This window comes from Streptomyces sp. NPDC002838 (assembly GCF_040295365.1).
In the GTDB taxonomy this organism is placed as follows: Bacteria; Actinomycetota; Actinomycetes; order Streptomycetales; family Streptomycetaceae; genus Streptomyces.
In genome coordinates, this window is sequence record NZ_JBEOVF010000009.1 from 89,488 (window position 1) to 110,772 (window position 21,285).

Here is a 21,285-nt window from a genome sequence, read left to right on the forward strand (position 1 = left end):
CCGTGGGTCACCCCTACCCGATCCGGGAGATCGCACGTCAGGCGGGCCTGAGCGAGGCCACCGTCGACCGGGTCCTCAACGGCCGGGGCGGCGTGCGCGAGAGCACCGCCCGGGAGGTCCACCAGGCCATCGCCGACCTGGACCGGCAGCGCACCCAGGTCCGGCTGGTCGGCCGCACCTTCATGATCGACATCGTGATGCAGACGCCGGAGCGGTTCTCCACCGCCGTACGCGCCGCCCTGGAGGCCGAGCTGCCGTCCCTGCACCCGGCCGTCGTGCGCTCGCGCTTCCACTTCCGGGAGACCGGGCCGGTCCAGGAGCTGACCAGGACGCTGGACCGGATAGCCCGCCGCGGCTCGCAGGGCGTGGTCCTCAAGGCCCCGGACGTCCCCGAGGTCACGGCGGCCGTCGACCGGCTCGCCGAGGCGGGCATCCCGGTGGTGACGCTGGTGACCGACCTGCCCGCCACCGCACGGCTCGCCTACGTCGGCATCGACAACCGGGCGGCGGGCGCGACGGCCGCCTACCTCATGGGCCAGTGGCTGGGCGAGCGCCCCGGCAATGTGCTCACCAGCCTCAGCAGCGGCTTCTTCCGCAACGAGGAGGAGCGCGAGATGGGCTTCCGCAGCGCCATGCGCGCCCGGCACCCGGACCGCGCGCTCGTCGAGATCGCCGAGGGCCAGGGCCTGGATGCCACCCAGTACGACCTCGTCCGGGCCGCGCTGAAACGCGACCCGGACATCCGTGCCGTCTACTCCATCGGCGGCGGCAACATCGCCACCCTGCGCGCCTTCGAGGACGCCGGGCGGGAGTGCGGGGTCTTCGTCGCCCACGACCTCGACCACGACAACACCCGGCTGCTGCGCGAGCACCGCCTGTCCGCCGTGCTCCACCACGACCTGCGCCAGGACATGCGCGAGGCCTGCCACACCGTGATGCGCGCCCACGGCGCCCTGCCGCCCGCGGGACCCACGCAGCCCTCCGCGATCCAGGTGGTGACTCCCTACAACATGCCTACGTCGCTGTGACGTCGGTCCAGGAGCCGCTCTCGGCGGACCGCACCATCGCCTCCAGTACGGCGGCACTGTGCACGGCGTCCGCGAGGGTGGCCCCGTACGACGTGCCCTCGGCGACCGAGCGCAGGAAGCGGTACGCCTCGACGACCTTGAGGTCGTCGTAGCCCATGGCGTTCGCCGCGCCCGGCTGGAAGGCGCCGAACTCGCCGTCACCGGGACCGACGTACACCGTGCTGACGGGCTGGTCCTGGTACGTCGTGCCCCGGCTGACGCGCAGCTCGTTCATCCGGCGGAAGTCCCAGAACACCGCGCCCTTGGTGCCGTGCACCTCGAAGCCGTAGTTGTTCTGCTCGCCGACCGAGACCCGGCAGGCCTCCAGGACGCCCCGGGCGCCGGAGGCGAAGCGCAGCAGGCAGTTGACGTAGTCCTCGTTCTCGACGGGGCCGAGTTCGCCGCCGGAGGCGCGGCTGTGACCGGCCGTGGCGCCGGTGGGGCGGGCCCGCTCCGGCAGGAAGATCGCGGTGTCGGCGGTCAGGGACGCGATGTCGCCGAGCAGGTACCGGGCCAGGTCCGCGCCGTGCGAGGCCAGGTCGCCCAGCACGCCGCTGCCACCCCGCTCCCGCTCGTACCGCCAGGTCAGCGCGCCCTCCGGATGCGCCGCGTAGTCGCTGAACAGCCGGATCCGGACATGCGTGACCGCGCCCAGTTCACCGGTGGTGATCAGCTCGCGGGCCGTCTCGACGGCGGGCGCGTTGCGGTAGTTGAAGCCGACGGCACTTTGCACGCCCGCCTTGGCGACCGCGTCGGCGACCGCACGGGCATCCGCCAGGGTCAGACCGACCGGCTTCTCGATCCAGATGTGCTTGCCGGCGTCGGCCATCGCCACACCGATCTCCCGGTGCAGGAAGTTCGGAGCGGTGATGCTCACCGCCCGCACGCGCGGGTCGGCGGCCACCTTGCGCCAGTCCCGGCTCGTCGAGGCGAAGCCGAACTGGGCGGCGGCCTCCTCGGCTCGGCCGGGCACGTCCTCGGCGACGGTCACGAGCTCCGGCCGCAGCGGGAGCTTCGGGTAGTGGTGCGGGACCCGGGCGTACGCCTGGGTGTGCACCCGGCCCATCCAGCCGAAACCGACGACGGCGACACCGAGCGCTTCCACCATGAGCCCCTCTTTGGACCGGTCCATACCCTGTCCAAGCCACCCTGAGTGGCATCACAGCCGGTGTCAACCCCTTTGACAGCCTCCTGGAACTCATGGAACGGTCCATCCATGAGGCAGCCGACGATCCGGGACGTGGCCGAGCGGGCCGGAGTCTCCAAGTCGCTGGTCTCGCTGGTGCTGCGCGGCTCCGACCAGGTCCGGCCGGAGAAGCGGGAGGCCGTGCTGCGGGCCGTACGGGAACTCGGCTACCGGCCCAATGCCGCCGCGCGCAGCCTGAGCGAGCAGCGCACTCGAACGGTCGGCGTACTCCTGAACGACCTGCGCAACCCGTGGTTCGTCGACCTGCTCGACGGCCTGAACCGGCCGCTGCACGAGCACGGCCTGCACATGCTGCTGGGCGACGCCCGCCTCAACCGCCGTACCGGCCAGGACCTCGCCCGGCCCTTCCTGGACGTCCAGGTCGACGGGCTGGTCGTGGTCGGCACCCTGCCCGACCCGGCCGCGCTCGGCGCCGTCGCCGAGCGCATACCGGTGGTCGTCGCGGGCGCCCGCGAGGCGGTGCCGCCCGGCGTGGACGTCGTCGCAGGCGATGACGAGCAGGGGGCTCGACTGGTCACCGAGCACCTGATCGGCCTTGGTCACCGCCGGATCGCGCACCTCGCGGGCTACGGAGCCGTCGGCGAGCTGCGCCGGCACAGCTTCGAGGCGGCCATGCGCGCCCACGGCCTCGCGGACCGGGCCCTGGTCGAACCCGGCGACATGACGGAGGAGGGCGGTTTCCGCACCGCCGTCCGGCTGCTGAACCGCCCCGAGCGGCCCACCGCCCTCGTCGCCGTCAACGACATCGCCGCCGTCGGCGCGCTGTCGGCAGCCGAGGAGCTGGGCCTGCGCGTCCCGCACGACCTGTCCGTCACCGGATACGACAACACCAGCATTTCCCGGCTGCGCCACCTGTGGCTCACCACCGTCGACAACGCCGGCCACGAGGTCGGCCGCCGCGCCGCCCGCCGCCTGCTCGACCGCTTCGCGGGACACGGGGGAGAGGGGCGAGTGGAGCTCGCCGCGCCCGCCCTGGAGATCCGGGGGACGACGGGGGCGCCGCGCGCGGAGTGAGACCGGAGATCCGGGATGCGAGGCGCACCCGGCCACACGGGCAGGCCCGCACAGGCCACACGGGCACGCCACGCCGGAGTCCGGCGGTGAGCGCCGTTGCCCACGGCTGGGGGCCGCCACTCATCCAAGCGCGGCTGTTGATCCCCCCGACAACGGCCTGTCCCAGGGGCGTAGGCCCCTGGGGACGAACATCGACGGTGCGATCGAGAGCCGTGCAGCCGACCGGCGTCGGCAGGTCGCGGCCGATCTGCGGGACTTCCGGCCGGGCCGGGATCACGACGCCTGGGAAGGCCTGTTAGGGGTACGCGGGACGGGCGATGTGGAACGTCCTCTCTTCGCGGGCCGCCGGCTGCCGGACGACGTCTCGGATCCGGTACGGGAGACAGGCGTCGGCGACTACCGGCACGGGCACACCCACGCCACCTGGGCCGAGGTCCGGGCGGTCGACTGGGGCGCACCCGTCGCCTCCGGGCCCGCCCGGTTCTGGGCGGCTCGGTCCTGGGCGGCTCGCCAGGAGGCGGGTGCCGACGGCCGATCCGCCCCGGCCGGCGTCGTACGGGCGGCACCCGACCTGGGCGAGGCCGCGGCCGACACCTTCGGCGGGCACGTGCTCCTCGCCCCGTCCGAGTGGCCGCCGGGCGGGGAGGTGTACTTGGTCGGCGCGGTGCACCGGCCCGTGGTCCTCACGGCGCGGATGCTCGCACCACCGGACCAGGCTGGGCTCAGGTCCGGGGCGCGATGCGGGAGCTCGCGACCGGCCTCGGGGACGACGACGTACGCCCGGTCGCCCGGTGCGGCCGACCGGCGTACCGGGGAAGGAGCCCGCATGACCAGCGACGCCACCGACACCACCGACACCACGGTCACGGACGAGGCGCTGCGCAGTCTGCGCGGCACCGCCGACCCGCGCCTGCGCGACCTGCTGACCGTCCTGATCCGCCACCTGCACGCCTTCGCCCGCGAGACCCGGCTGACCCGGGAGGAATGGGAGCGGGCGATCGGTTTCCTGACGGCGACCGGACAGGCGTGCACGGACACCCGGCAGGAGTTCATCCTCCTGTCGGACGTGCTCGGACTGTCGATGCTCGTCGAGGAGATCAACGGCCACCAGGCCCCCGGCGCCACCGAATCGACCGTGCTCGGCCCGTTCCACATGACCGAGTCCCCGGCCCGCGAACTCGGCGCGAACATCGACCTGGTGGGCGACGGCGAACCGTGCGTGGTCAGCGGCCGGGTCCTGTCCCAGGACGGCACCCCGCTGCCCGGCGCCACCGTCGATGTCTGGCAGGCAGACCGGCACGGCTTCTACGACGTCCAGCGCCCCGACGTCCAGCCCCCGGGCAACGGTCGGGGCCTGTTCACCGCGGACGCGCAAGGCCACTTCCGGTTCCGTACCTGCGTGCCGAGCCCGTACCCGATCCCGACCGACGGCCCCGTGGGCGAGCTCCTCGCGGCCACCGGCCGTCACCCCTACCGGCCCGCCCACATCCACTTCATCGCCTCGGCCGCCGGCCACACCCCGCTGACCACGCACATCTTCGTGGCGGGCAGCGACTACCTCGACTCGGACGCGGTCTTCGCCGTGAAGGACAGTCTCGTACGGGACTTCGCCGAGACCGACGACCCCGTCCTGGCGCGGGAGTGGGGCGTCGCCGGCCCCTTCCGGCACGCACACGTCGACCTCGTACTGGAGCGATCATGAAGGACGCGAAGGGCTTCCTCGACTTCTCCTACGAGACCCGGCCGACGCGGGTCGTCTTCCGGCCCGGCGCCGCCACTTCCGCGACCGCGGGCGAGGCCGAACGGCTCGGCCTGCGGCGGCTGCTGGTGGTGTGCGGCAGCCAGGGCGCGGACATCGCGCGGGCGGTCGCGGACTCCCTCGGCCCGCTGTGCGCGGGCCTGCACGCCGGGGCCCGTGCGCACGTGCCCGTGGAGGCCGCCGACCGGGCCGTGGAGGTGGCCCGGGCGGCCGGCGCCGACGGGTGCGTCGCGGTGGGCGGCGGCTCGGCGATCGGCCTGGGCAAGGCGATCGCCCTGCGCACCGGCCTGCCGCTGATCGCCGTACCCACCACGTACTCCGGCTCGGAGGCGACCTCCGTCTGGGGCCTGACGGAACACGGCGTCAAGCGCACCGGACGCGATCCGGCCGTCCTGCCGCGCAGTGTCGTCTACGACCCCGAACTCACCCTCTCCCTCCCCGTCCCGCTCTCCGTGACCAGCGGCGTCAACGCGATCGCGCACGCCGTCGAGGCGCTGTACGCCCCCGACACCTCGCCCCTGATCGTGTTGATGGCCGAGGAGGGCGTACGGGCGATGGCGCGGGCGCTGCCCGAGGTGGCCGCCGACCCCGAGTCCGTCCAGGCCCGCGGCCGGGCCCTGTACGGGGCCTGGCTGTGCGGCTCCTGCCTCGGCGCCACGACGATGGGCCTGCACCACAAGCTGTGCCATGTGCTCGGCGGCACCTTCGGCCTGCCGCACGCCGAGACGCACACGGTGGTGCTGCCGTACGTGCTGGCGTACAACGCGCCCGCCGTCCCGGACGCGGCCGCCGCCGTCGCCCGCGCCCTGGACACCGAGGACGCCCCGCGGGCCCTGTGGGAGCTCGCCGGCCGGCTCGGCGCACCCCGCTCCCTCGTCGAACTCGGCCTGACCGAGCCCGACTTGGCGCGAGCGGCGGCCCGGACCGCCGGCGAGGTGTACGCCAACCCGCGCTCGGTGACGGCGGACGGCGTGCTCGCCGTGCTGCGGGCGGCGTACGAGGGCGGACCGCCGGAGCCGACCGAGGTCTGAAGACGCGGGGCCGAAGACGCGGGCCTGAAGACGCGGCCGCCTTCGGACGACCGGAGTCACGCATGTGGGCAGGTCGTGCGTGGCATACGGCGGACAAAATTGTTGACAATGTTGTTGGACTAGATTTAGGTTCGACAGGCACTGACTCAGGGAGGGCGCAATGCCGAAAGAAGCCCGTCCGAGCACCGGAGCGCAGGCCAAACAGCATGCGTTCGCGCAGCTGCGGCAGGCGATCCTGCACGGCGACATGGCACCGGCGCAGCGGCTGGTGGAGAACGAACTCGCCGAGCAGTTCGGTGTGACGCGGGCCAGCATCCGCGCGGCACTCATCGATCTGGAGGCCCAGGGCCTCGTCGAGCGGATCCGCAACCGCGGCTCGCGGGTGCGGGTGGTGACCGTGGAGGAAGCGGTCGCCATCACCGAGTGCCGCATGGTCCTCGAAGGGCTGTGCGCGGCGAAGGCGGCGGTCGCGGCCAGCGACGAGCAGCTGGCCGAACTGACGGTGCTGGGCACGGCGATGACCAAGGCCGTGGCCGACGGCGAGCCCGTGACGTACTCCGACCTCAACCACGAACTGCACACCAGGGTCAGGGAGTTCTCCGGTCAGCAGACCGCCCTGGAACTCCTTGAGCGGCTCAATGCCCAACTGGTGCGCCATCGCTTCCAGTTGGCACTGAGGCCGGGACGCCCGCAGCAGTCCCTGAATGAGCATCTGGCGATGATCGAGGCGATCAGGTCCAGGGATCCGCAGGCGGCCGAGGTGGCCGTCCGCGCCCACCTCACCAGCGTGATCGAGGCGCTGCGCGACTGAGTCGTGCGAGGCGGGCGCATACCTGTCCACTCCAAGGAGATCTGAGCAATGACGCACCCAGGCGCGCCCGCCGTCCCACGATCGACACTCGTCGTCACCGCGCACGCCGGGGATTTCGTGTGGCGGGCGGGCGGAGCCATCGCCCTGGCCGCCTCCCGCGGGGAGAAGGTCACCATCGCCTGCCTGACCTTCGGCGAGCGGGGCGAGTCCGCCAAGGCGTGGCGCGAGGGCAGGAAGCTGGAGGAGATCAAGGCGATGCGCCGGAACGAGGCGGAGCGCGCCGCCGCCATCCTCGGCGCCGAGGTCCGCTTCTTCGACGCCGGCGACTACCCGCTGATCGCCACCGTCGAGCTCACCGACAAGCTGGTCGAGGTCTACCGCGAGACCCAGCCCGATGTCGTCCTCACCCACCCGACCGATGACCCGTACAACGGCGACCACCCGACCGCCAACCGCATGGCCCTTCAGGCCCGCGTCCTCGCCCAGGCCATCGGCTACCCGGGGCCGGGCGAGATCATCGGCGCCCCGCCGGTCTTCTACTGCGAGCCGCACCAGCCCGAGATGAGCGGCTTCAAGCCCGAGGTACTCCTCGACATCACCGAGGTGTGGGAGGCCAAGCGCAACGCCGGCCCCAACCTGGGTCTGGCCCACAAGACCATGGCAGAGGCGTACATGCGCCCCTACCCCCAGATCGCCAAGGAGCTGGCATGAGCGGCGTGATCGTCACCAACCCGCCGAAGACGGACGCGAAGGATGTCGAGGCGCTGGCCGGGTTCGGCGTGGCCACCGTCAGTGAGGCCATGGGCCGAACCGGCCTGCTGGGCCCGGAGATCCGCCCGATCCAGCAGGGCGTACGGGTCGCGGGCACCGCGGTGACCGTACTCAGCTGGCCCGGCGACAACCTCATGATCCACGCCGCCGTCGAGCAGTGCGGCGAGGGCGACTTCCTGGTCGTCACCACCACCTCCCCGTCCACCGACGGCATGTTCGGCGAGCTTTTTGCCACCGCGCTGCACCGGCGCGGCGTGCGCGGCCTCGTGATCAACGCGGGCATCCGCGACACGCAGGAGCTGCGGGAGATGGGCTTCGCCGCCTGGTCCCGGGCAGTCTCGGCGCAGGGCACCGTCAAGGCCACCGGCGGCTGCGTCAACGTGCCGGTCGCCATCGACGGCCAGGTGATCCGCCCGGGTGACGTGATCCTCGCCGACGACGACGGCGTGGTCGTCGTACCCCGCGAGCGCGCCCGCGAGACGGCCGAGAAGTCCGAGGCCCGCGAGGCCAAGGAGGCGAAGTCCCGCGCCGCCTTCCTCGACGGTCAACTCGGCCTGGACCGCTACGGATTGCGCGAGAAGCTCGTCCAGCTGGGCGTGACCTACCAGTCGTACGAGGACTACGCCCGGGCGGATGACCACGTGCGCGCCGGAGAGCGGTCGTGACCGCGGAGGTGCGCTGCATGCTGATGCGCGGCGGCACCTCCAAGGGCGCCTACTTCCTCGCCGGGGACCTGCCCGCCGAACCGGCCCCGCGCGACGCGCTGTTGCTGCGCGTCATGGGCAGCCCCGACGAGCGGCAGATCGACGGCCTCGGCGGCGCGCACCCGCTCACCAGCAAGGCGGCGGTGATCTCGCCCTCCGCCGACCCGCGTGCCGACGTCGACTACCTCTTCCTTCAAGTCGCCATCGACAGGCCCGAGGTGAGCACCCGTCAGAACTGCGGAAACATCCTCGCCGGCGTCGGCCCGTTCGCCGTTGAACGCGGGCTGGTCCCGGCGGGGGACGAGGAGACCGCCGTCCGCATCCGCATGGTCAACACCGGCGACTACGCGACGGCGACCTTCCCGACACCCGGCGGCCGGGTGCGCTACACCGGGGATGCCGAGATCTCGGGCGTGCCGGGGAGGGCAGCGCCCGTGGTGATCGAATTCGCGGCGGGTGCGGGGAAGTTGCTGCCCACCGGCAATGTCAGAGACGAGATCGACGGTGTTGCGGTGACCTGCGTGGACAACGGCATGCCGACGGCGCTGATCGAGGCGGCCTCCCTCAAGGTCACCGGCTACGAGTCGCCCGCGGCGCTGGAAGGCGACCGGGAACTGACCGACCGGCTCCGTACGATCCGTCTGGAGGCGGGCCGCCTGATGGGCCTCGGCGACGTCTCGGACGCCACCGTGCCCAAGCTCACGCTGCTCGCCCCGCCCCGCGCCGGCGGCGCGGTCACCACCCGCACCTTCATTCCCGTGCGCTGCCACCCGTCGATCGGCGTGCTCGGCGCGGCGAGCGTGGCCGCCGGCCTGCGGATCGACGGCAGCGTGGGCGCCGACCTCGCGGAACTCGATGCCGGAAGCGACCGCGTTCGCATCGAACATCCCACCGGATTCCTGGACGTCGAGAGCAGCCTCGGGACCACCCCCGACGGCCTGCCCTCCGCCCGCCGTACCGCCGTGGTCCGCACGGCCCGCAAGATCTTCGACGGCATCGTCTTCCCTACGTCCGCCGAGACGGCACCGACACCCCCACCGCTCCAAGGAGGTCAACGATGACTCCGCCGCTCGGCGACATCGCCCACATCGGCCACGCCCAGCTCTTCACCCCGGACCTGGACGCCAGTGTCGGCTTCTTCACCGACTACCTGGGGCTCACCGTCAACGGGCAGGACGGCGACACGGTCTACCTGCGCAGCTTCGACGACTACGAGCACCACAGCCTGGTGCTCACCGACCGCGAGCGGCCCGGCCTCGGCCGGCTCGCCCTGCGCACCTCAAGCGAGGAGGCCCTCCGGCGCCGTATCGCGGCGATCGAGGAGGCGGGCGGCACCGGCACATGGGTCGAGGACGAACCCGGCCTCGGCAAGCTCTACGTCACCACCGACCCGGACGGCCACGAGCACGCCCTCTACTGGGAGAGCGAGTACTACCAGGCCCCCGACGCGCTCAGGCCCGCGCTGAAGAACCAGCCGCAGGCCAAGCCCAACCGGGGCGTGGGAGTGCGGCGCCTGGACCACGTCAACTTCCTCGCCGCGGACGTGCTCGCCAACGCGCATTTCCAGCAGAACGTCCTTGGCGCTCGGCCCACCGAGCAGATCCGGCTCGACACGGGGAAGATCGCGGCGCGCTGGCTGACGTACACCAACAAGTCGTACGACGTCGTCTACACCTCGGACTGGACCGGCTCCACCGGCCGGCTGCACCACATCGCCTTCGCCACCGACACCCGCGAGGACATCCTGCGCGCCGCCGACCTCGCCATCGACACCGGCGTGTTCATCGAGACGGGCCCGCACAAGCACGCCATCCAGCAGACGTTCTTCCTCTACGTCTACGAGCCGGGCGGCAACCGCATCGAGCTGTGCAACCCGCTCACGCGCCTGGTCCTGGCGCCCGACTGGCCGCTGATCACCTGGACCGAGGCCGAGCGCGCCAAGGGGCAGGCCTGGGGTCTGAAGACCATCGAGTCGTTCCACACCCACGGGACGCCGCCGGTCGCCTGAGGGGGACTGCCGAGCACTCCACCTCTCCGTGGCTGAATCGTCGATGAGATTGTTGACAAAACGTTGACGTTCATGGTCTAGCAGTCGCTGGTCGGCGCGCACTGAGGGCACCAAGCCCCCCGACCAAGGGGACTCCCGCGGCCCCCAAGGTGTGGCGCGAACTGACGGAGAACGCCGAGAAGTTCGGGCTCACTCCTCCCACGCCCGTCGTCTGACCGCAGAGGCCCAAGGTCGCCGGCCGTTCGGGGACGGTCGGCGACCTCGGATCCCTCAGATGTGGACCGCCTTCCGTATGTGGCGGGCGATCAGGGTATAGGTCTTCCGGGCCTTCTCGTCGTCCGACGTGTCGTAGCCGTGGTCGGCTCCCGGCACGTCGTGGTGTTCCACGAGCGCCCCGTCCATCCGCAGCCGGTCGGCGTAGCGCTCGCCCTCCCCCCTGAGGAGGTCGAACGCGGCGGTGATGACCAGCGCCGGAGCGATGCCGGTCAGATCCGCGGTGTCCGACGGATGGGCGGGCGACACGAGCCGGTCGGTGCGCTGCCGCACGTCCGGGACGTACGACGTGTCGAAGACGTCGGCCATCCAGGGCCGCAGCCCGGGCTTGTCGACGGCGGCGCGCTTGTCCTTGGCGTGGGTGGCGAGGTCCAGCGGGGGATAGTGCAGGACCTGGAGCGCGATCGAGGGGCCGCCCTCTTCGAGTGCCTGGCGCGCGACGGCCGCCGCGAGTCCGCCGCCGGCGCTCTGCCCGCCCACCGTGAGCCGGCCGCCGTCCCAGCCCTGATCCATGCCGTGTTCGGCCACCCAGCGGACGACTTCGTACGCCTGCCGGGGCGGGGCCGGGAAAGGGTGCTGCGGGGCGACCACGTAGTCCACGTTGATCACCGCGACCCCGGCCTCGGTGGCGAGGAGGCGGCACAGGGGGTCGTCCAGCTCCGTGAGTGTCATGACGTATCCGCCGCCGTGGAAGTTGACGTGCACCGGTGGCGCCGGTTCCTCGGCCGCGGGCAGGTACACCGTCGCCCGGGCCGGGGCGACCGACGTGGGGATCGTCAACTCCCTCACGTTGCGCGGGAATTCGGGGAAGCGGGCGTGCGAGGCCGCCGCGGAGCCGCGCCCGCCGGAGCGCCGGTCGGCGAGGTCGGTCATCCGTTGCATCGTCTTGGCGGCGAGGGCGGCCACCGCCGGCCGGGCCAGGAGGGACATGTGGCTCCGTTCGCTGGAACTGTGGCGGCACACGGGAATCCGCCCTACACTAGAGAACTTACTTGAGTCAGGCAATAAAAATCCAGACCGCTGTCGGCGCAATGCGGGGGAGGGCCGGCTCAGCGGGTGGTGCGCACGCCGTCGAGGGCGACGGACAGGACCCGGTCGCGCTGGGTGTCGTCGTCGAAGGTCGTCCCCGTGATGCCCGCGATCATGCGCAGCAGGTCCACGAAGTTCATGTCGGTGCGGGCCTCGCCGGCTCGCTGGGCCCGCTCGAAGAGCGGGCCGCCGGCCGCGTACATCGACTCGCGGCAGGCGGCGAAGATCTCCGACTCGTCGTTGAGGGCCTCGCGGACGGCCCGCTTGGTCACCATGTAGCCCGCGAACCGGTCCAGCCAGGCCGTCAGCGCCTCCCACGGCTCCAGGTCCGCGACCTCCAGGGCCACCCCGCACAGGGCGTTCACCTCGTCGGCGTAGACGCTCTCGAAGAGATGGCGGCGGGTGGGGAAGTTCCGGTAGAGCGTGCCGATGCCGACGCCCGCGCGGCGCGCGATGTCCTCAAGGGACGCCTCCGCGCCGTGCTCCGCGAACGCCTCGCGGGCGGCGGCCAGCAGTGCGTCGTAGTTGCGGGCCGCGTCCTTCCGGTGCGGTCGCCGGGACGCGACGATCTCGCTGACGGGGAACGGCTGGGCGGTCACTGGTGCCTCCCGGGGCGGGGCTCGGTTGAAGCGGAGGTTCGCCTCCGATAGAGTGGAGGTGTACCTCCACTTTACCAGTTCACCTTTCCGCGACCGCTCGTCGCGGCCGTTCGGCGTGCCCGTGTCGCTCTTGGTGCGCACCGGGTCCGTACGGCCGTGCTCTGGGCTTCGGCCGCCCCCCTGTGTTCGGAGAGGCTTCTTCATGCCCCGCAAGTCCCCTCGCCTCACCTTCGCCGTGCTCGCGACCGGTGCCGGCGTGTTCTCCATGCTGCAGTCGCTGATCGCGCCGGCCCTGCCGACCGTTCAGCACGCGCTGCACACCTCGCAGTCCACCGCGACCTGGGTGATGACGGCGTATCTGCTGTCCGCCTCGGTCTTCACCCCGATCCTCGGCCGCGTCGGCGACCTGATCGGCAAGAAACGCACCCTCGTCGCCGTCCTCGTGACGGTGGCCGTCGGCTGTCTGCTCGCCGCGCTCGCGCCGACCATCGGCCTACTGATCGTCGCCCGGGTGGTGCAGGGCGTCGGCGGCGCGCTGTTCCCCCTCTCCTTCGGCATCATCCGGGACGAGTTCGCCCCCTCCGAGGTGAGCGGCAGCATCAGCAACCTGTCCGCGGTGATCGCCGCCGGCGGCGGCGTCGGCATGGTCGCGGCCGGACCGATCGTGTCCGCGCTCGACTACCGGTGGCTGTTCTGGATCCCCGTCGGCATCGTCGCGGTCGCCACGCTCATCGCCGTACGCTATGTGCCCGAATCGCCCAACCGGGCGGAGGGGAGCGTCAATTGGCTCGGTGCCGGGCTGCTGTCGGCCTGGCTCGTGGCGCTGCTGCTGCCGCTCAGCCAGGCGAGCGTGTGGGGCTGGGGCTCGGCCCGGGTGCTCGGCCTGTTCGCCGCGGCCGTCGTGCTGTTCGCGCTGTGGCTCTCCAGCGAGGCCCGTTCCCGCACCCCGCTGATCGACCTGCGGGTCATGCGGCTGCCCGCCGTGTGGACCACCAACACCGCCGCGCTGCTGTTCGGCGCGGGCATGTACGCGATCTGGTCCTTCCTGCCCGGCTTCGTGCAGACGCCGTCGTCGGCCGGGTACGGCTTCGGCGCGAGCGTGACCGCCGCAGGGCTGCTGATGCTGCCCATGCTGGTGGCGATGTTCCTTTCGGGCGTGCTCAGCGGCCGTCTGGAGCCGGTCCTGGGCGCCAAGGCGCTGCTCGTGGCCGGTGCCGCGCTGGGTGCGGTCGCCTGCGGCTTCCTCGCCCTCTGGCATGACGAGCAGTGGCAAGTCGCCGTCGCGGCGGGCGTGTTCGGCCTCGGCATCGGACTCGCCTTCGCCTCCATGGCCAACCTGATCGTGGGCAGTGTCCCCGCCGACCAGACCGGCGCCGCCACCGGCATGAACGCCAACATCCGCACCATCGGCGGATCCGTCGGCGCCGCGGTCACCAGCGTCCTGGTCACCGGCCGCCTCCAGCCCTCGGGCCTGCCGTACGCCTCCGGCTACACCCACGGCTTCACCCTGCTCGCCCTGCTCTGCCTGGCCGCCGCCCTGGCCGCACTGCTCGTCCCGGTCCGCCGCGGCGCCCGCACGACCGGCACGCCCTTCGCCGCGGGGGACACGACAGGCGCGGACCAGCGACCGGCCGTGATTCCCGGCGCACGCGGCTGACGGGCGCACAGCGGGCCGACCCGCGCCTATGAGGTAGGGTTGATCCGCGCGCTCTCACGGGCGACCGTGGAGAGCGCATCGGGACGTGGCGCAGCTTGGTAGCGCACTTGACTGGGGGTCAAGGGGTCGCAGGTTCAAATCCTGTCGTCCCGACGGTTGTGATGTCTCAGGACATCGGAGAAACCCTCGAACCTGCGGGTTCGAGGGTTTCGTCGTGTTCGTGGGGTTTTGGGGTGGGTAGTCGCGGGTGGGGCCGATGATCAGCTCGCGCAGGAGTTCTCCGCTGGTGGCGGCGACTGTGCGGAAGGATCTCCGTGTCGGTGCCAGTTGTGTCGGCGAGCGGGTAGTGGGTGAAGTCGGCCTGCGAGGTCTCGTTGCCCAGTGCGGCCTGGAAGCGGATGCAGGGCGAGCGGGGCCGCTTGGCGGGTTCGTGCGTGACAGCTCGTGCCGGGTCAGGTAGCGGCTGATGTTGGCCCGCGACACGGTGCGCTGATGATGGTGGGTCAGGTGTCTGGCGCGTGTCGGGTCCGGCGTCCGGGCCCTGCTCCGTCAACGGCTTTCGGGGCCTGATGACCCTCGCCGTTTCAGCGGGTGGGGCCGGGTGGGCAGGCATACGTGGCGGCGGATGCGGATGCGGATCGGTCGGGGCTGCGGTGTCCGGGGCGGAGAGATCAGCGCACGGCGCCGTCCCTGCCGGGACCATCGGCATGGAGGAAGCCGCCTGTGCGGTGGCTGCCGCCGAGGATGCGCACGCAGCCACCGCAGGGGAAAGGCGGGGAGATCACGCCTTTTCGGACGCCGTGGCTTCCGGGTGCGGGCGGCGCGGGATGCCGAGGGCGCACAGGGCGCCCGCGAGGACGACCGCGACGCCGACCCACACCGCGGGGCGCAGCCCGTCGACGAACTGCTGGGGGTTCCGCGTGCTGCCGTGCGCCACGAACACGGTGCTCAGGACGGCGATGCCGAGGGCTCCGCCGACCTCCCGGACGGTGGTGTTGGCGCCGGACGCCTTGCCCGCGTGCTCCTGGGCGACCGAGCCGAGCACCACCGCGGCCGTCGGGGCGAACACGAAGCCCATGCCGACGCCGGCCACGATCATCGGGCCGACCAGGGAGGAGTACGCGGTGTCGGTGTCCGCGACCAGGTTGATCCAGCCGAGGCCCACACCCTGGAGGAAGAGCCCGAGGGCCATCAGGCGGCCGCCGCCGACCTTGTCGGTGAGGAGGCCGGCGACGGGGGCGACGAACATCGGCATCAGGGTCCAGGCGAGCGTGCGCACACCAGCCTCCAGCGGCGTGCGAGGGGGCACGATCTGGAGGTACTGGGCGAGGAGGAAGAGCGAGCCGAAGACGCCGAAGTACATGGCCGCGGAGACGACGTTGGTCAGGGTGAAGGCCCGTACGCGGTAGAAGGACAACGGCAGCATCGGCTGCGGGGCCCTGGCCTCCCAGGCGACGAACGCGGCCAGCAGCACCGCGCCGCCCGCGAACGCGCCGAGCACCGTCTGCGAGGTCCAGCCGTCGGTCTCGCCGTGCACGATGCCCCACACGACCGCGCACAACCCGGCGGCGGCCAGCAGCATGCCGACGAGGTCGAGTCGGATGCCGGGAAGCGAGCTCTCGCGCAGTGCGAACAGGACCAGCGGGATGGCGATCACGCACACCGGCACGTTGATCCAGAAGATCCAGCGCCAGTCCAGGCCGTCGACCACGGCGCCGCCCACCACCGGGCCCATCGCGACGGCCAGACCGCTCACGCCGGACCACACACCGAGCGCCATGCCGCGCAGCCGCTCCGGCACGGCATGCGACAGCAGCGTCAGCGACAGCGGCATCACGGCCGCGGCCCCGAAGCCCTGGAGCGCGCGGAAGGTGATCAGCTGCTCGCTGGTGTCCGCCAGGCCGCAGCCTATGGAGGACAGCGTGAACACGACGATGCCGAGCACGAAGACCCGGCGGCGGCCGAAGCGGTCACCGAGCGCGGCACCCGTCATCAGCAGGCAGGCGAAGCTGAGAACGTAGGCGTTGACGAACCACTGGAGCTGCTGGGTGGAGGCGTCGAGGTCGACGGCCAGGGTGCGCAGTGCGGTCGAGACGACGAGGTTGTCGAGCGCGACCATGAACATGGGCACGCTGGCCGCGACGATCGCGAGCCACAGCGGCACGCGCCGCCCCTCGCGCGGCGGGGCGTCGGCCGCCTCCTCGACGACGGCGTTCTGTTCGGAGAGGGTCATGCGGGTCACTCCTGTGGGGGTGCTGAGCGGTGTTGAGGGACAGAGGTCAGGCCGCCGTGGGCCCGTCGGTGTTCTGCGCGTCCGCGCGCTCCCGCTCGGCCAGCCGGCGCCGGGCGTCCGACCAGTCGATGGGCAGGTCCGCCGCGGGAACCTCCCAGAACGTGAAGACCGAGCGCCTCATGGTGGGCCGCAGGCCGTTCATGATCGAGCGGTGCGGCTCAGTCTTCGCGTACGTGTAGAGGGCCTCCTTGTCCTCCCATGCCGACAGCGTCCAGAAGGTGCGCCCGAGCGGCTCGGCGATCAGGGAAGCGCCGAACGCGCCGGGCGCGCCGGTCACCTGCTTCCAGGCGGTGAGCGACCGCAGGAAGAAGCGGGGGACGTCGGCGAAGGAGCGGACCTCCAGGCGGGATGCCATCACGAACGCCTCGGCGTCCGGGGCGGGGGTGTCGACGGTGGTCCAGCGCAGGGTGGGCATGGCTGCGGCCTTCTTCCGGCAGAGGCAGGCAGGGGCAGGGAAAGGGTGGGACGGAGGGGCCCTTGAGACCCTTTGGATACTTCAACTATCCATGTTAGACAGTGAAGGTGTCCAATGACCAGAGCGGAGCCGTCCCGATGCGTTTGTCCGACCTGAGCCGCCGCAGCGGCGTCTCCGTCACGACGATCAAGTACTACCTCCGCGAGGGCCTGCTCCCGCCCGGCCGGCAGCTGTCCGCCACCCAGGCCGAGTACGACGAACAGCACCTGCGCAGGCTGCGGTTGATCCGCGCACTGATCCGCGTCCGGGGCCTGTCCGTCAGCACCACCCGCGATGTGCTGCGGGCCCTGGAGGAGCACACCGGCGACACCCACATCCTCCTCGGCCTCGCCCTCGGCTCGATCCGGATCGCGCAGGAGCCCGAGGCGGACGCCCCGGAACCGGCCGAAGTGGACGCGCTCATCAAGGAGCTGGGCTGGCAGGTGCACGAGTCCGCACCGGCCAGGACCACCCTCGCCGAGACCCTGACCTCGCTGCGCACGCTCGGCAGCGCGATGGACTGGCGCGCGCTGCTGCCGTACGCGCGGCTGGCCGAACGGACCGCGGCCGTCGACCTCGACCAACTGGAGGGGATCGACGACCCGTTGGAGGTGGCGGAACGCGCGCTCCTGCTGACCGTCCTCCTGGAACCCGCGCTGCTGGCGCTGCGGCGCATGGCCCAGGAGAACGAGTCGGCACGGCGGCACGCCGAGGACTGAAATCGGCTCAGCCCAGCTCGCTCAGGAGCTGTGCCGCCGCGTCCGCGCCGGACGAGAACGCGGCCTCGTGGGAGCCGATCAGGTCCGGGCCCAGCTGCTTGGAGTGGAAGTACGACCCGGCCAGCTTCACCCGGGGCCCCTCGTTGGCCTGGTAGATCACGGACTGCCGCTCGCGCACCGCCACGTCGATGACCGGGTGGGTGTAGTCGAACTCGGCGATGACCGATTCGGGGTCGAGTTCACGGGGCGGGTCGAGGACGACGAAGTAGTCGTTCTCCGCCGTGAAGTCCTGCAGCTTGTTCAGGTAGTAGGTGACGAAGCAGTGGGTCTCGCCGTCCACCTGGACCTTTCCGTAGTTCCAGGCCAGCCAGCTCTCCCGGGCGGTGGGCATCAGGGAGGGGTCGGTGTGGAGCACCGCCTTGGAGCGGCTGTAGCGGATGCCCTCCAGCGCCGACCGCTGCCCGTCGGTGGGGTTCTCCAGCAGGGCGAAGGCCTCGTCGGCGTGGGTGGCCAGCACCGCGTAGTCGAACGTCGTGGTGCCGGACGCGGTGGTCACGGCGACCCCGTCAGCCTCCTGTCGGACGGCGGTCGCGGGCTGGGACACGCGCAGGTCGGGACCGATCGCCGCGAGCGCCTTGCGGACGTAGGAGATCGAGCCACCGCCCACCGTCCGCCAGTCGACCCGCCGCCCCCCGAGTCCGCCCTCGCCGTGGCCGACGAAGAACGCGATCACCGTGGCCGCCGGTATCTCCCAGACCAGCTCCGCCGGCACCGACCAGACGGCGGAGCAGAGCATGATCAGGTACGAGTGGCGGAACTCCTTGCTGTATCCGTTCTGGTCCAGGTACTCGCCCATCGACATGTTCGCCCGGCCGCGTACGAAGTCACGGCGGCCCTCCTCCTGGAAGCGGCGTGCCTCCCGCCAGACGTTCGGGAATTCGGGGTACCGCGCGGCGTAGCGCTCCTGGATCGAGGCCTCGTCCAGTTCGAGGTCGCCGGTGCCGAACTCCAGTCCGCTGTCGAGGTCGAAGAAGGTGAAGCCTCCGGGGTGGGGGACGGTCTCGACGCCGAGTTCGTCGAAGAAAGCGGTGAGCCGCGGGTAGGCGGGCTGGTTGAAGACGATGAACGCCGTGTCCAGACCGAGGACGCGGCCGTTCTCCTCGACCTCCACCGTGTTGGCGTGGCCGCCGGGGCGGGGCTCGCGCTCGAAGACGGTGATCCGGGCGCGGTCGCGCAGACGATAGGCGGCGGACAGCCCGGCGGGGCCGGCGCCGATCACGGCGATGTTCAGCGGAGTGTGCTGGGACATGGGAGATCCTTACCTGTAGGGGGGAGTTACGTGGGTGGCGTTTGTGCGGTCCAGGCTGGTTCGCGGCAGCGCAGGGGGCCGCCGTCCTCGGTCGCGACGGCCACGAGATGGTGCGGGGACGGGCGCAGCAGGGCGATGTGCCAGCGGGCCGCCACGGCCGGCCGGCGGTGGTCGGTGACGGAGAAGCCTCCGGCGTCCCGGCGCCGGAAACCGAGACCCTCGAGGCCCTCCGCCATGCCGACACCCAGCCCCTTCAGGTACGCCTCCGTCAGCACCCACCGCTCGCTCACGGCGGCGCCGCAGACACCGCCGAGGAAGGCGTTCAGCAGCCGTGTCTTCTCGTCGTCGAAGGGCACGCGCTCCACGTCCACGCCGCAGCCGCGCCCACGAGCCACCACACAGACGATCAGGCCGTCGGTGTGGGACAGGTTGAAGCGCAGCCCGTCGTGGTCCGCGGCGAGTTCCGGACGCCCGTGCCGGGTGACGGCGAACCGCCAGGTGTCCGGCGGCAGCCCGGTGCGGGCGCTGAGGGCCAGGCGGCACAGCAGGCGCCCGCCCAGGAAGCGGTGCCGGGAGGCGGCGCGCAGCAGCCTGCCGTGGCGTGTGCGCTCGTCCGGGGTGAGCAGGTCCAGGCCGCCCATACTCAGCGCCAGCTCCTGAACCCGGTGCTCGGGCATTGTCCAGAGGTCCACCGCCCGCGCATCGTCGAGCCGGGCCGTGGTCCGGGGCGGCGAGGTCACGTCGTACTCCTCGGTCGGGCCGGGCTCAGTGGCGGGCGGCGGTCTGGTCGACCGTGCGGGGGGCGAGCGGGAACTGCCAGTACGAGAAGAGGCGGTCCTCGCGGTGCAGGTGGCGCAGCACCCGCATCGCCTCGTCGATCACGCTCTGGTCGGTGACCGCCTCGTGCGGACGCAGGTGCCTGCGCAGCCGTTCGAGCTGGAGCAGCAGCAGCGCACCGCTCGGCAGCGGCTCCTCCATCGCCGCGTGCGAGTGGACGAAGGTCAGGACGCACGCGGCGGCGGCGTGCACGAGGCAGTACTCCTTGGCCAGGTCGAACAGCTCGGCGCACTGGCCGAAGTCGCGGCCCAGCCGGGAGCGCAACTCCTCGCAGCGGGTGGTGAGCGAGCCGAGGTGGTCGAACAGTTCCGCGGCCACGTCGGCGGCGCGCAGCAGCCGTTCGCGCTCGTCGTCCTCCTTGCAGTCCTCCGCCAGGGAGCGCAGCCTGCCGATCCCGTCGGGCGCCGCGAGCACCGTGTCGTCCCGCCCCCGGCAGGACAGCTCCTGCTTCCAGGGCTCGTACGTCGGCATGGGCCGGGTGATGCCGTACAGGACGGCGGCCCGCTCCTCGGCCGTGCGCCGGATGCCGTCGTCCGCCGGTGCGGAGGTGGCCGTCGCGAGCAGGGGCCGCAGCTGCTGGCCGAGGTTGCGCAGGTTCACCACGGTGTTGCCGTCGGCGAAGTTGGCCACCAGCAGATCGCGCAGCATCTTCTGGAACACGCCGTAGTGCGGGTGGCCGCGCAGGAAGAAGCGGGCGCCCAGCACCACCGACAGCTGCGACATGGTGCGTTCCATCAGCGTCGGCACGAAGTACTTGACCACCGACGACCCGATGCTGACCTGCTCGGGTGTCACCTGCAGGGCGCGCACGGCACCGAGGCTGACCGCGTCGGCGACCATCAGGTCGGCGAAGCACTCGGTGATCTGGCGCCGGCTGTAGGGGATGTCGCTGACCGGCCGGCCGAACAGGATCCGGCCCTCGGTGAAGTCCAGGGTCAGCCGCAGTCCGGTGTCGACGGCCGACATGGCGATGCAGCTGATCTGGGCACGGGCGATCTGGGTGGCCTTGAGGGCGATCTCCAGCCCCTGGCCCTCGGCACCGATCCGGGCCGACTCGGGGACGAACAGTCCGCTCACCCGCAGGCCGCTGATGTCCATGCCGCGCAGTCCGTGCAGCCGCTCGCGGGGCAGCTCCGCCACCGTCCCGACCGGGGCGGTGCGCTTGTCGAGGACGAAGAGCGAGAAGCCGGCCGGGCCGCCGCGCTCGCTCGTGCGGGCGATCGCGGTCATTCCGTCGGACCAGGTGGCGTTGCCGATCAGCCACTTCTCGCCGGTCAGCAGATAGCCGCCGTCGACCCGCTCGGCGGTCATCGAGTTGGCCAGCAGATCACTGCCGTAGGCGCGTTCCGACAGCCCCCAGGACAGCCGGTAGCCGTGGACGATGTCGTGGACCATCCGCCGCTTCTGCTCGTCGGTGCCGGCGATCCAGAGCGGCATGAAGCCCAGGTTGGTGATGATCAGGGCGGTGGCGGTGGTCGGATCGCGGCGGGCGACCAGGCGCAGCAGGTTGAACTCCGCCTCCACGTCCCCGGACCGGCCGCCCTGCTCGCCGGGGAGGGCGTACTCGGGGACGCCCCAGGCGCGCAGCGCGCCCACGAAGTCGTACGGGTACGTCTCGCGTTCGTCGTACTCCAGGATCGTGCGGTACGACATCGGGCTGTCCGGATCGTGCGGGTCGCCGAGGTGTTCCTCGAGCCGCACCGCCAGCTCGGTCAGGTCGGCCTTGGGCATGAGCGCCTCTCC

The 21,285-nt window shown here is 71.8% G+C and carries 19 protein-coding genes and 1 tRNA gene; 12 read left to right on the top strand and 8 right to left on the bottom strand.

Annotated elements, in window-relative coordinates; genetic code table 11:
* Positions 1 to 2: 2 nt before the first annotated feature.
* The gene (locus tag ABT063_RS14620) at positions 3 to 1,028 is read left to right on the top strand and encodes a LacI family DNA-binding transcriptional regulator (RefSeq protein WP_351057646.1); all 1,026 of its coding nucleotides are present in this window, start codon (positions 3 to 5) and stop codon (positions 1,026 to 1,028) included.
* Here the strand turns inward: ABT063_RS14620 and ABT063_RS14625 are convergent.
* Complete coding sequence (locus ABT063_RS14625; RefSeq protein ID WP_351057647.1) at positions 1,015 to 2,175, bottom strand: Gfo/Idh/MocA family protein; 1,161 nt, start codon at positions 2,173 to 2,175, stop codon at positions 1,015 to 1,017. The genes ABT063_RS14620 and ABT063_RS14625 overlap by 14 nt on opposite strands.
* A gap of 108 nt (positions 2,176 to 2,283) precedes the next feature.
* On the opposite strand from ABT063_RS14625, the gene ABT063_RS14630 reads away from it, so the two are divergent.
* The 8 genes from ABT063_RS14630 to ABT063_RS14665 all read left to right on the top strand — a co-directional run bounded on the left by ABT063_RS14630 (position 2,284) and on the right by ABT063_RS14665 (position 10,372).
* Positions 2,284 to 3,288 (top strand): LacI family DNA-binding transcriptional regulator, encoded by a 1,005-nt coding sequence (locus tag ABT063_RS14630; protein ID WP_351057648.1) that lies wholly within the window; start codon positions 2,284 to 2,286, stop codon positions 3,286 to 3,288.
* 826 nt (positions 3,289 to 4,114) lie between these two features.
* A complete protein-coding gene (locus ABT063_RS14635; RefSeq protein WP_351057794.1) occupies positions 4,115 to 4,990 on the top strand; it encodes a dioxygenase family protein in 876 nt (291 codons plus the stop codon).
* On the top strand, positions 4,987 to 6,078 hold the full coding sequence (locus ABT063_RS14640) for a maleylacetate reductase (RefSeq protein ID WP_351057649.1): 1,092 nt from the start codon (positions 4,987 to 4,989) through the stop codon (positions 6,076 to 6,078). Before ABT063_RS14635 ends, ABT063_RS14640 begins: the two co-directional genes overlap by 4 nt.
* A gap of 160 nt (positions 6,079 to 6,238) precedes the next feature.
* Complete coding sequence (locus tag ABT063_RS14645) at positions 6,239 to 6,889, top strand: GntR family transcriptional regulator (RefSeq protein WP_351057650.1); 651 nt, start codon at positions 6,239 to 6,241, stop codon at positions 6,887 to 6,889.
* Between the two features lie 48 nt (positions 6,890 to 6,937).
* The gene (locus tag ABT063_RS14650) at positions 6,938 to 7,600 is read left to right on the top strand and encodes a PIG-L deacetylase family protein (protein WP_351057651.1); all 663 of its coding nucleotides are present in this window, start codon (positions 6,938 to 6,940) and stop codon (positions 7,598 to 7,600) included.
* The gene (locus ABT063_RS14655) at positions 7,597 to 8,325 is read left to right on the top strand and encodes a 4-carboxy-4-hydroxy-2-oxoadipate aldolase/oxaloacetate decarboxylase (protein WP_351057652.1); all 729 of its coding nucleotides are present in this window, start codon (positions 7,597 to 7,599) and stop codon (positions 8,323 to 8,325) included. The genes ABT063_RS14650 and ABT063_RS14655 overlap by 4 nt, the downstream gene beginning before the upstream one ends.
* The gene (locus tag ABT063_RS14660) at positions 8,322 to 9,425 is read left to right on the top strand and encodes a 4-oxalomesaconate tautomerase (protein WP_502990810.1); all 1,104 of its coding nucleotides are present in this window, start codon (positions 8,322 to 8,324) and stop codon (positions 9,423 to 9,425) included. Before ABT063_RS14655 ends, ABT063_RS14660 begins: the two co-directional genes overlap by 4 nt.
* Positions 9,422 to 10,372, top strand: a complete 951-nt coding sequence (locus ABT063_RS14665; protein ID WP_351057653.1) for a VOC family protein — start codon at positions 9,422 to 9,424, stop codon at positions 10,370 to 10,372. Before ABT063_RS14660 ends, ABT063_RS14665 begins: the two co-directional genes overlap by 4 nt.
* A 270-nt stretch (positions 10,373 to 10,642) precedes the next feature.
* Here ABT063_RS14665 and ABT063_RS14670 read toward each other — a convergent pair whose 3' ends face one another.
* Together ABT063_RS14670 and ABT063_RS14675 are read right to left on the bottom strand one after the other, a co-directional pair.
* On the bottom strand, positions 10,643 to 11,575 hold the full coding sequence (locus tag ABT063_RS14670; protein ID WP_351057654.1) for an alpha/beta hydrolase: 933 nt from the start codon (positions 11,573 to 11,575) through the stop codon (positions 10,643 to 10,645).
* Positions 11,576 to 11,694: 119 nt separating this feature from the next.
* On the bottom strand, positions 11,695 to 12,273 hold the full coding sequence (locus ABT063_RS14675) for a TetR/AcrR family transcriptional regulator (protein ID WP_351057656.1): 579 nt from the start codon (positions 12,271 to 12,273) through the stop codon (positions 11,695 to 11,697).
* A gap of 202 nt (positions 12,274 to 12,475) precedes the next feature.
* On the opposite strand from ABT063_RS14675, the gene ABT063_RS14680 reads away from it, so the two are divergent.
* Complete coding sequence (locus ABT063_RS14680) at positions 12,476 to 13,930, top strand: MFS transporter (protein ID WP_351057658.1); 1,455 nt, start codon at positions 12,476 to 12,478, stop codon at positions 13,928 to 13,930.
* A gap of 79 nt (positions 13,931 to 14,009) precedes the next feature.
* Positions 14,010 to 14,083 (top strand) — tRNA-Pro (locus ABT063_RS14685).
* Positions 14,084 to 14,711: 628 nt separating this feature from the next.
* Here the strand turns inward: ABT063_RS14685 and ABT063_RS14690 are convergent.
* Together ABT063_RS14690 and ABT063_RS14695 are read right to left on the bottom strand one after the other, a co-directional pair.
* Complete coding sequence (locus tag ABT063_RS14690; RefSeq protein WP_351057659.1) at positions 14,712 to 16,163, bottom strand: MFS transporter; 1,452 nt, start codon at positions 16,161 to 16,163, stop codon at positions 14,712 to 14,714.
* Between the two features lie 46 nt (positions 16,164 to 16,209).
* Positions 16,210 to 16,638, bottom strand: coding sequence for a DUF3291 domain-containing protein (locus ABT063_RS14695; protein WP_351057660.1), 429 nt, complete (start codon positions 16,636 to 16,638; stop codon positions 16,210 to 16,212).
* A gap of 137 nt (positions 16,639 to 16,775) precedes the next feature.
* Between ABT063_RS14695 and ABT063_RS14700 the strand changes: the two genes are divergently transcribed.
* Positions 16,776 to 17,396: a MerR family transcriptional regulator gene (locus tag ABT063_RS14700; protein ID WP_351057661.1), complete on the top strand. Its 621-nt coding sequence runs from the start codon at positions 16,776 to 16,778 to the stop codon at positions 17,394 to 17,396.
* Between the two features lie 7 nt (positions 17,397 to 17,403).
* On the opposite strand, the gene ABT063_RS14705 is transcribed toward ABT063_RS14700, so the two are convergent.
* From ABT063_RS14705 to ABT063_RS14715, 3 genes are read right to left on the bottom strand one after another with little or no spacing between them, the layout of a single operon-like run.
* Positions 17,404 to 18,705 (bottom strand): NAD(P)/FAD-dependent oxidoreductase, encoded by a 1,302-nt coding sequence (locus ABT063_RS14705; protein WP_351057662.1) that lies wholly within the window; start codon positions 18,703 to 18,705, stop codon positions 17,404 to 17,406.
* A gap of 26 nt (positions 18,706 to 18,731) precedes the next feature.
* On the bottom strand, positions 18,732 to 19,445 hold the full coding sequence (locus tag ABT063_RS14710) for a 4'-phosphopantetheinyl transferase family protein (RefSeq protein ID WP_351057663.1): 714 nt from the start codon (positions 19,443 to 19,445) through the stop codon (positions 18,732 to 18,734).
* Between the two features lie 25 nt (positions 19,446 to 19,470).
* On the bottom strand, positions 19,471 to 21,273 hold the full coding sequence (locus ABT063_RS14715) for an acyl-CoA dehydrogenase family protein (RefSeq protein ID WP_351057664.1): 1,803 nt from the start codon (positions 21,271 to 21,273) through the stop codon (positions 19,471 to 19,473).
* Between the last annotated feature and the right edge of the window lie 12 nt (positions 21,274 to 21,285).

Bases quoted from the DNA above. Each gene is read 5' to 3' on its own strand.
- ABT063_RS14625 (WP_351057647.1), bottom strand. From the start codon at position 2,175: ATGGTGGAAGCGCTCGGTGTCGCCGTCGTCGGTTTCGGCTGGATGGGC.
- ABT063_RS14670 (WP_351057654.1), bottom strand. From the start codon at position 11,575: ATGTCCCTCCTGGCCCGGCCGGCGGTGGCCGCCCTCGCCGCCAAGACG.
- ABT063_RS14635 (WP_351057794.1), top strand. From the start codon at position 4,115: ATGACCAGCGACGCCACCGACACCACCGACACCACGGTCACGGACGAG.
- ABT063_RS14655 (WP_351057652.1), top strand. From the start codon at position 7,597: ATGAGCGGCGTGATCGTCACCAACCCGCCGAAGACGGACGCGAAGGAT.
- ABT063_RS14640 (WP_351057649.1), top strand. From the start codon at position 4,987: ATGAAGGACGCGAAGGGCTTCCTCGACTTCTCCTACGAGACCCGGCCG.
- ABT063_RS14680 (WP_351057658.1), top strand. From the start codon at position 12,476: ATGCCCCGCAAGTCCCCTCGCCTCACCTTCGCCGTGCTCGCGACCGGT.
- ABT063_RS14700 (WP_351057661.1), top strand. From the start codon at position 16,776: ATGCGTTTGTCCGACCTGAGCCGCCGCAGCGGCGTCTCCGTCACGACG.
- ABT063_RS14645 (WP_351057650.1), top strand. From the start codon at position 6,239: ATGCCGAAAGAAGCCCGTCCGAGCACCGGAGCGCAGGCCAAACAGCAT.
- ABT063_RS14705 (WP_351057662.1), bottom strand. From the start codon at position 18,705: ATGTCCCAGCACACTCCGCTGAACATCGCCGTGATCGGCGCCGGCCCC.
- ABT063_RS14630 (WP_351057648.1), top strand. From the start codon at position 2,284: ATGAGGCAGCCGACGATCCGGGACGTGGCCGAGCGGGCCGGAGTCTCC.
- ABT063_RS14690 (WP_351057659.1), bottom strand. From the start codon at position 16,163: ATGACCCTCTCCGAACAGAACGCCGTCGTCGAGGAGGCGGCCGACGCC.
- ABT063_RS14650 (WP_351057651.1), top strand. From the start codon at position 6,938: ATGACGCACCCAGGCGCGCCCGCCGTCCCACGATCGACACTCGTCGTC.
- ABT063_RS14695 (WP_351057660.1), bottom strand. From the start codon at position 16,638: ATGCCCACCCTGCGCTGGACCACCGTCGACACCCCCGCCCCGGACGCC.
- ABT063_RS14665 (WP_351057653.1), top strand. From the start codon at position 9,422: ATGACTCCGCCGCTCGGCGACATCGCCCACATCGGCCACGCCCAGCTC.
- ABT063_RS14715 (WP_351057664.1), bottom strand. From the start codon at position 21,273: ATGCCCAAGGCCGACCTGACCGAGCTGGCGGTGCGGCTCGAGGAACAC.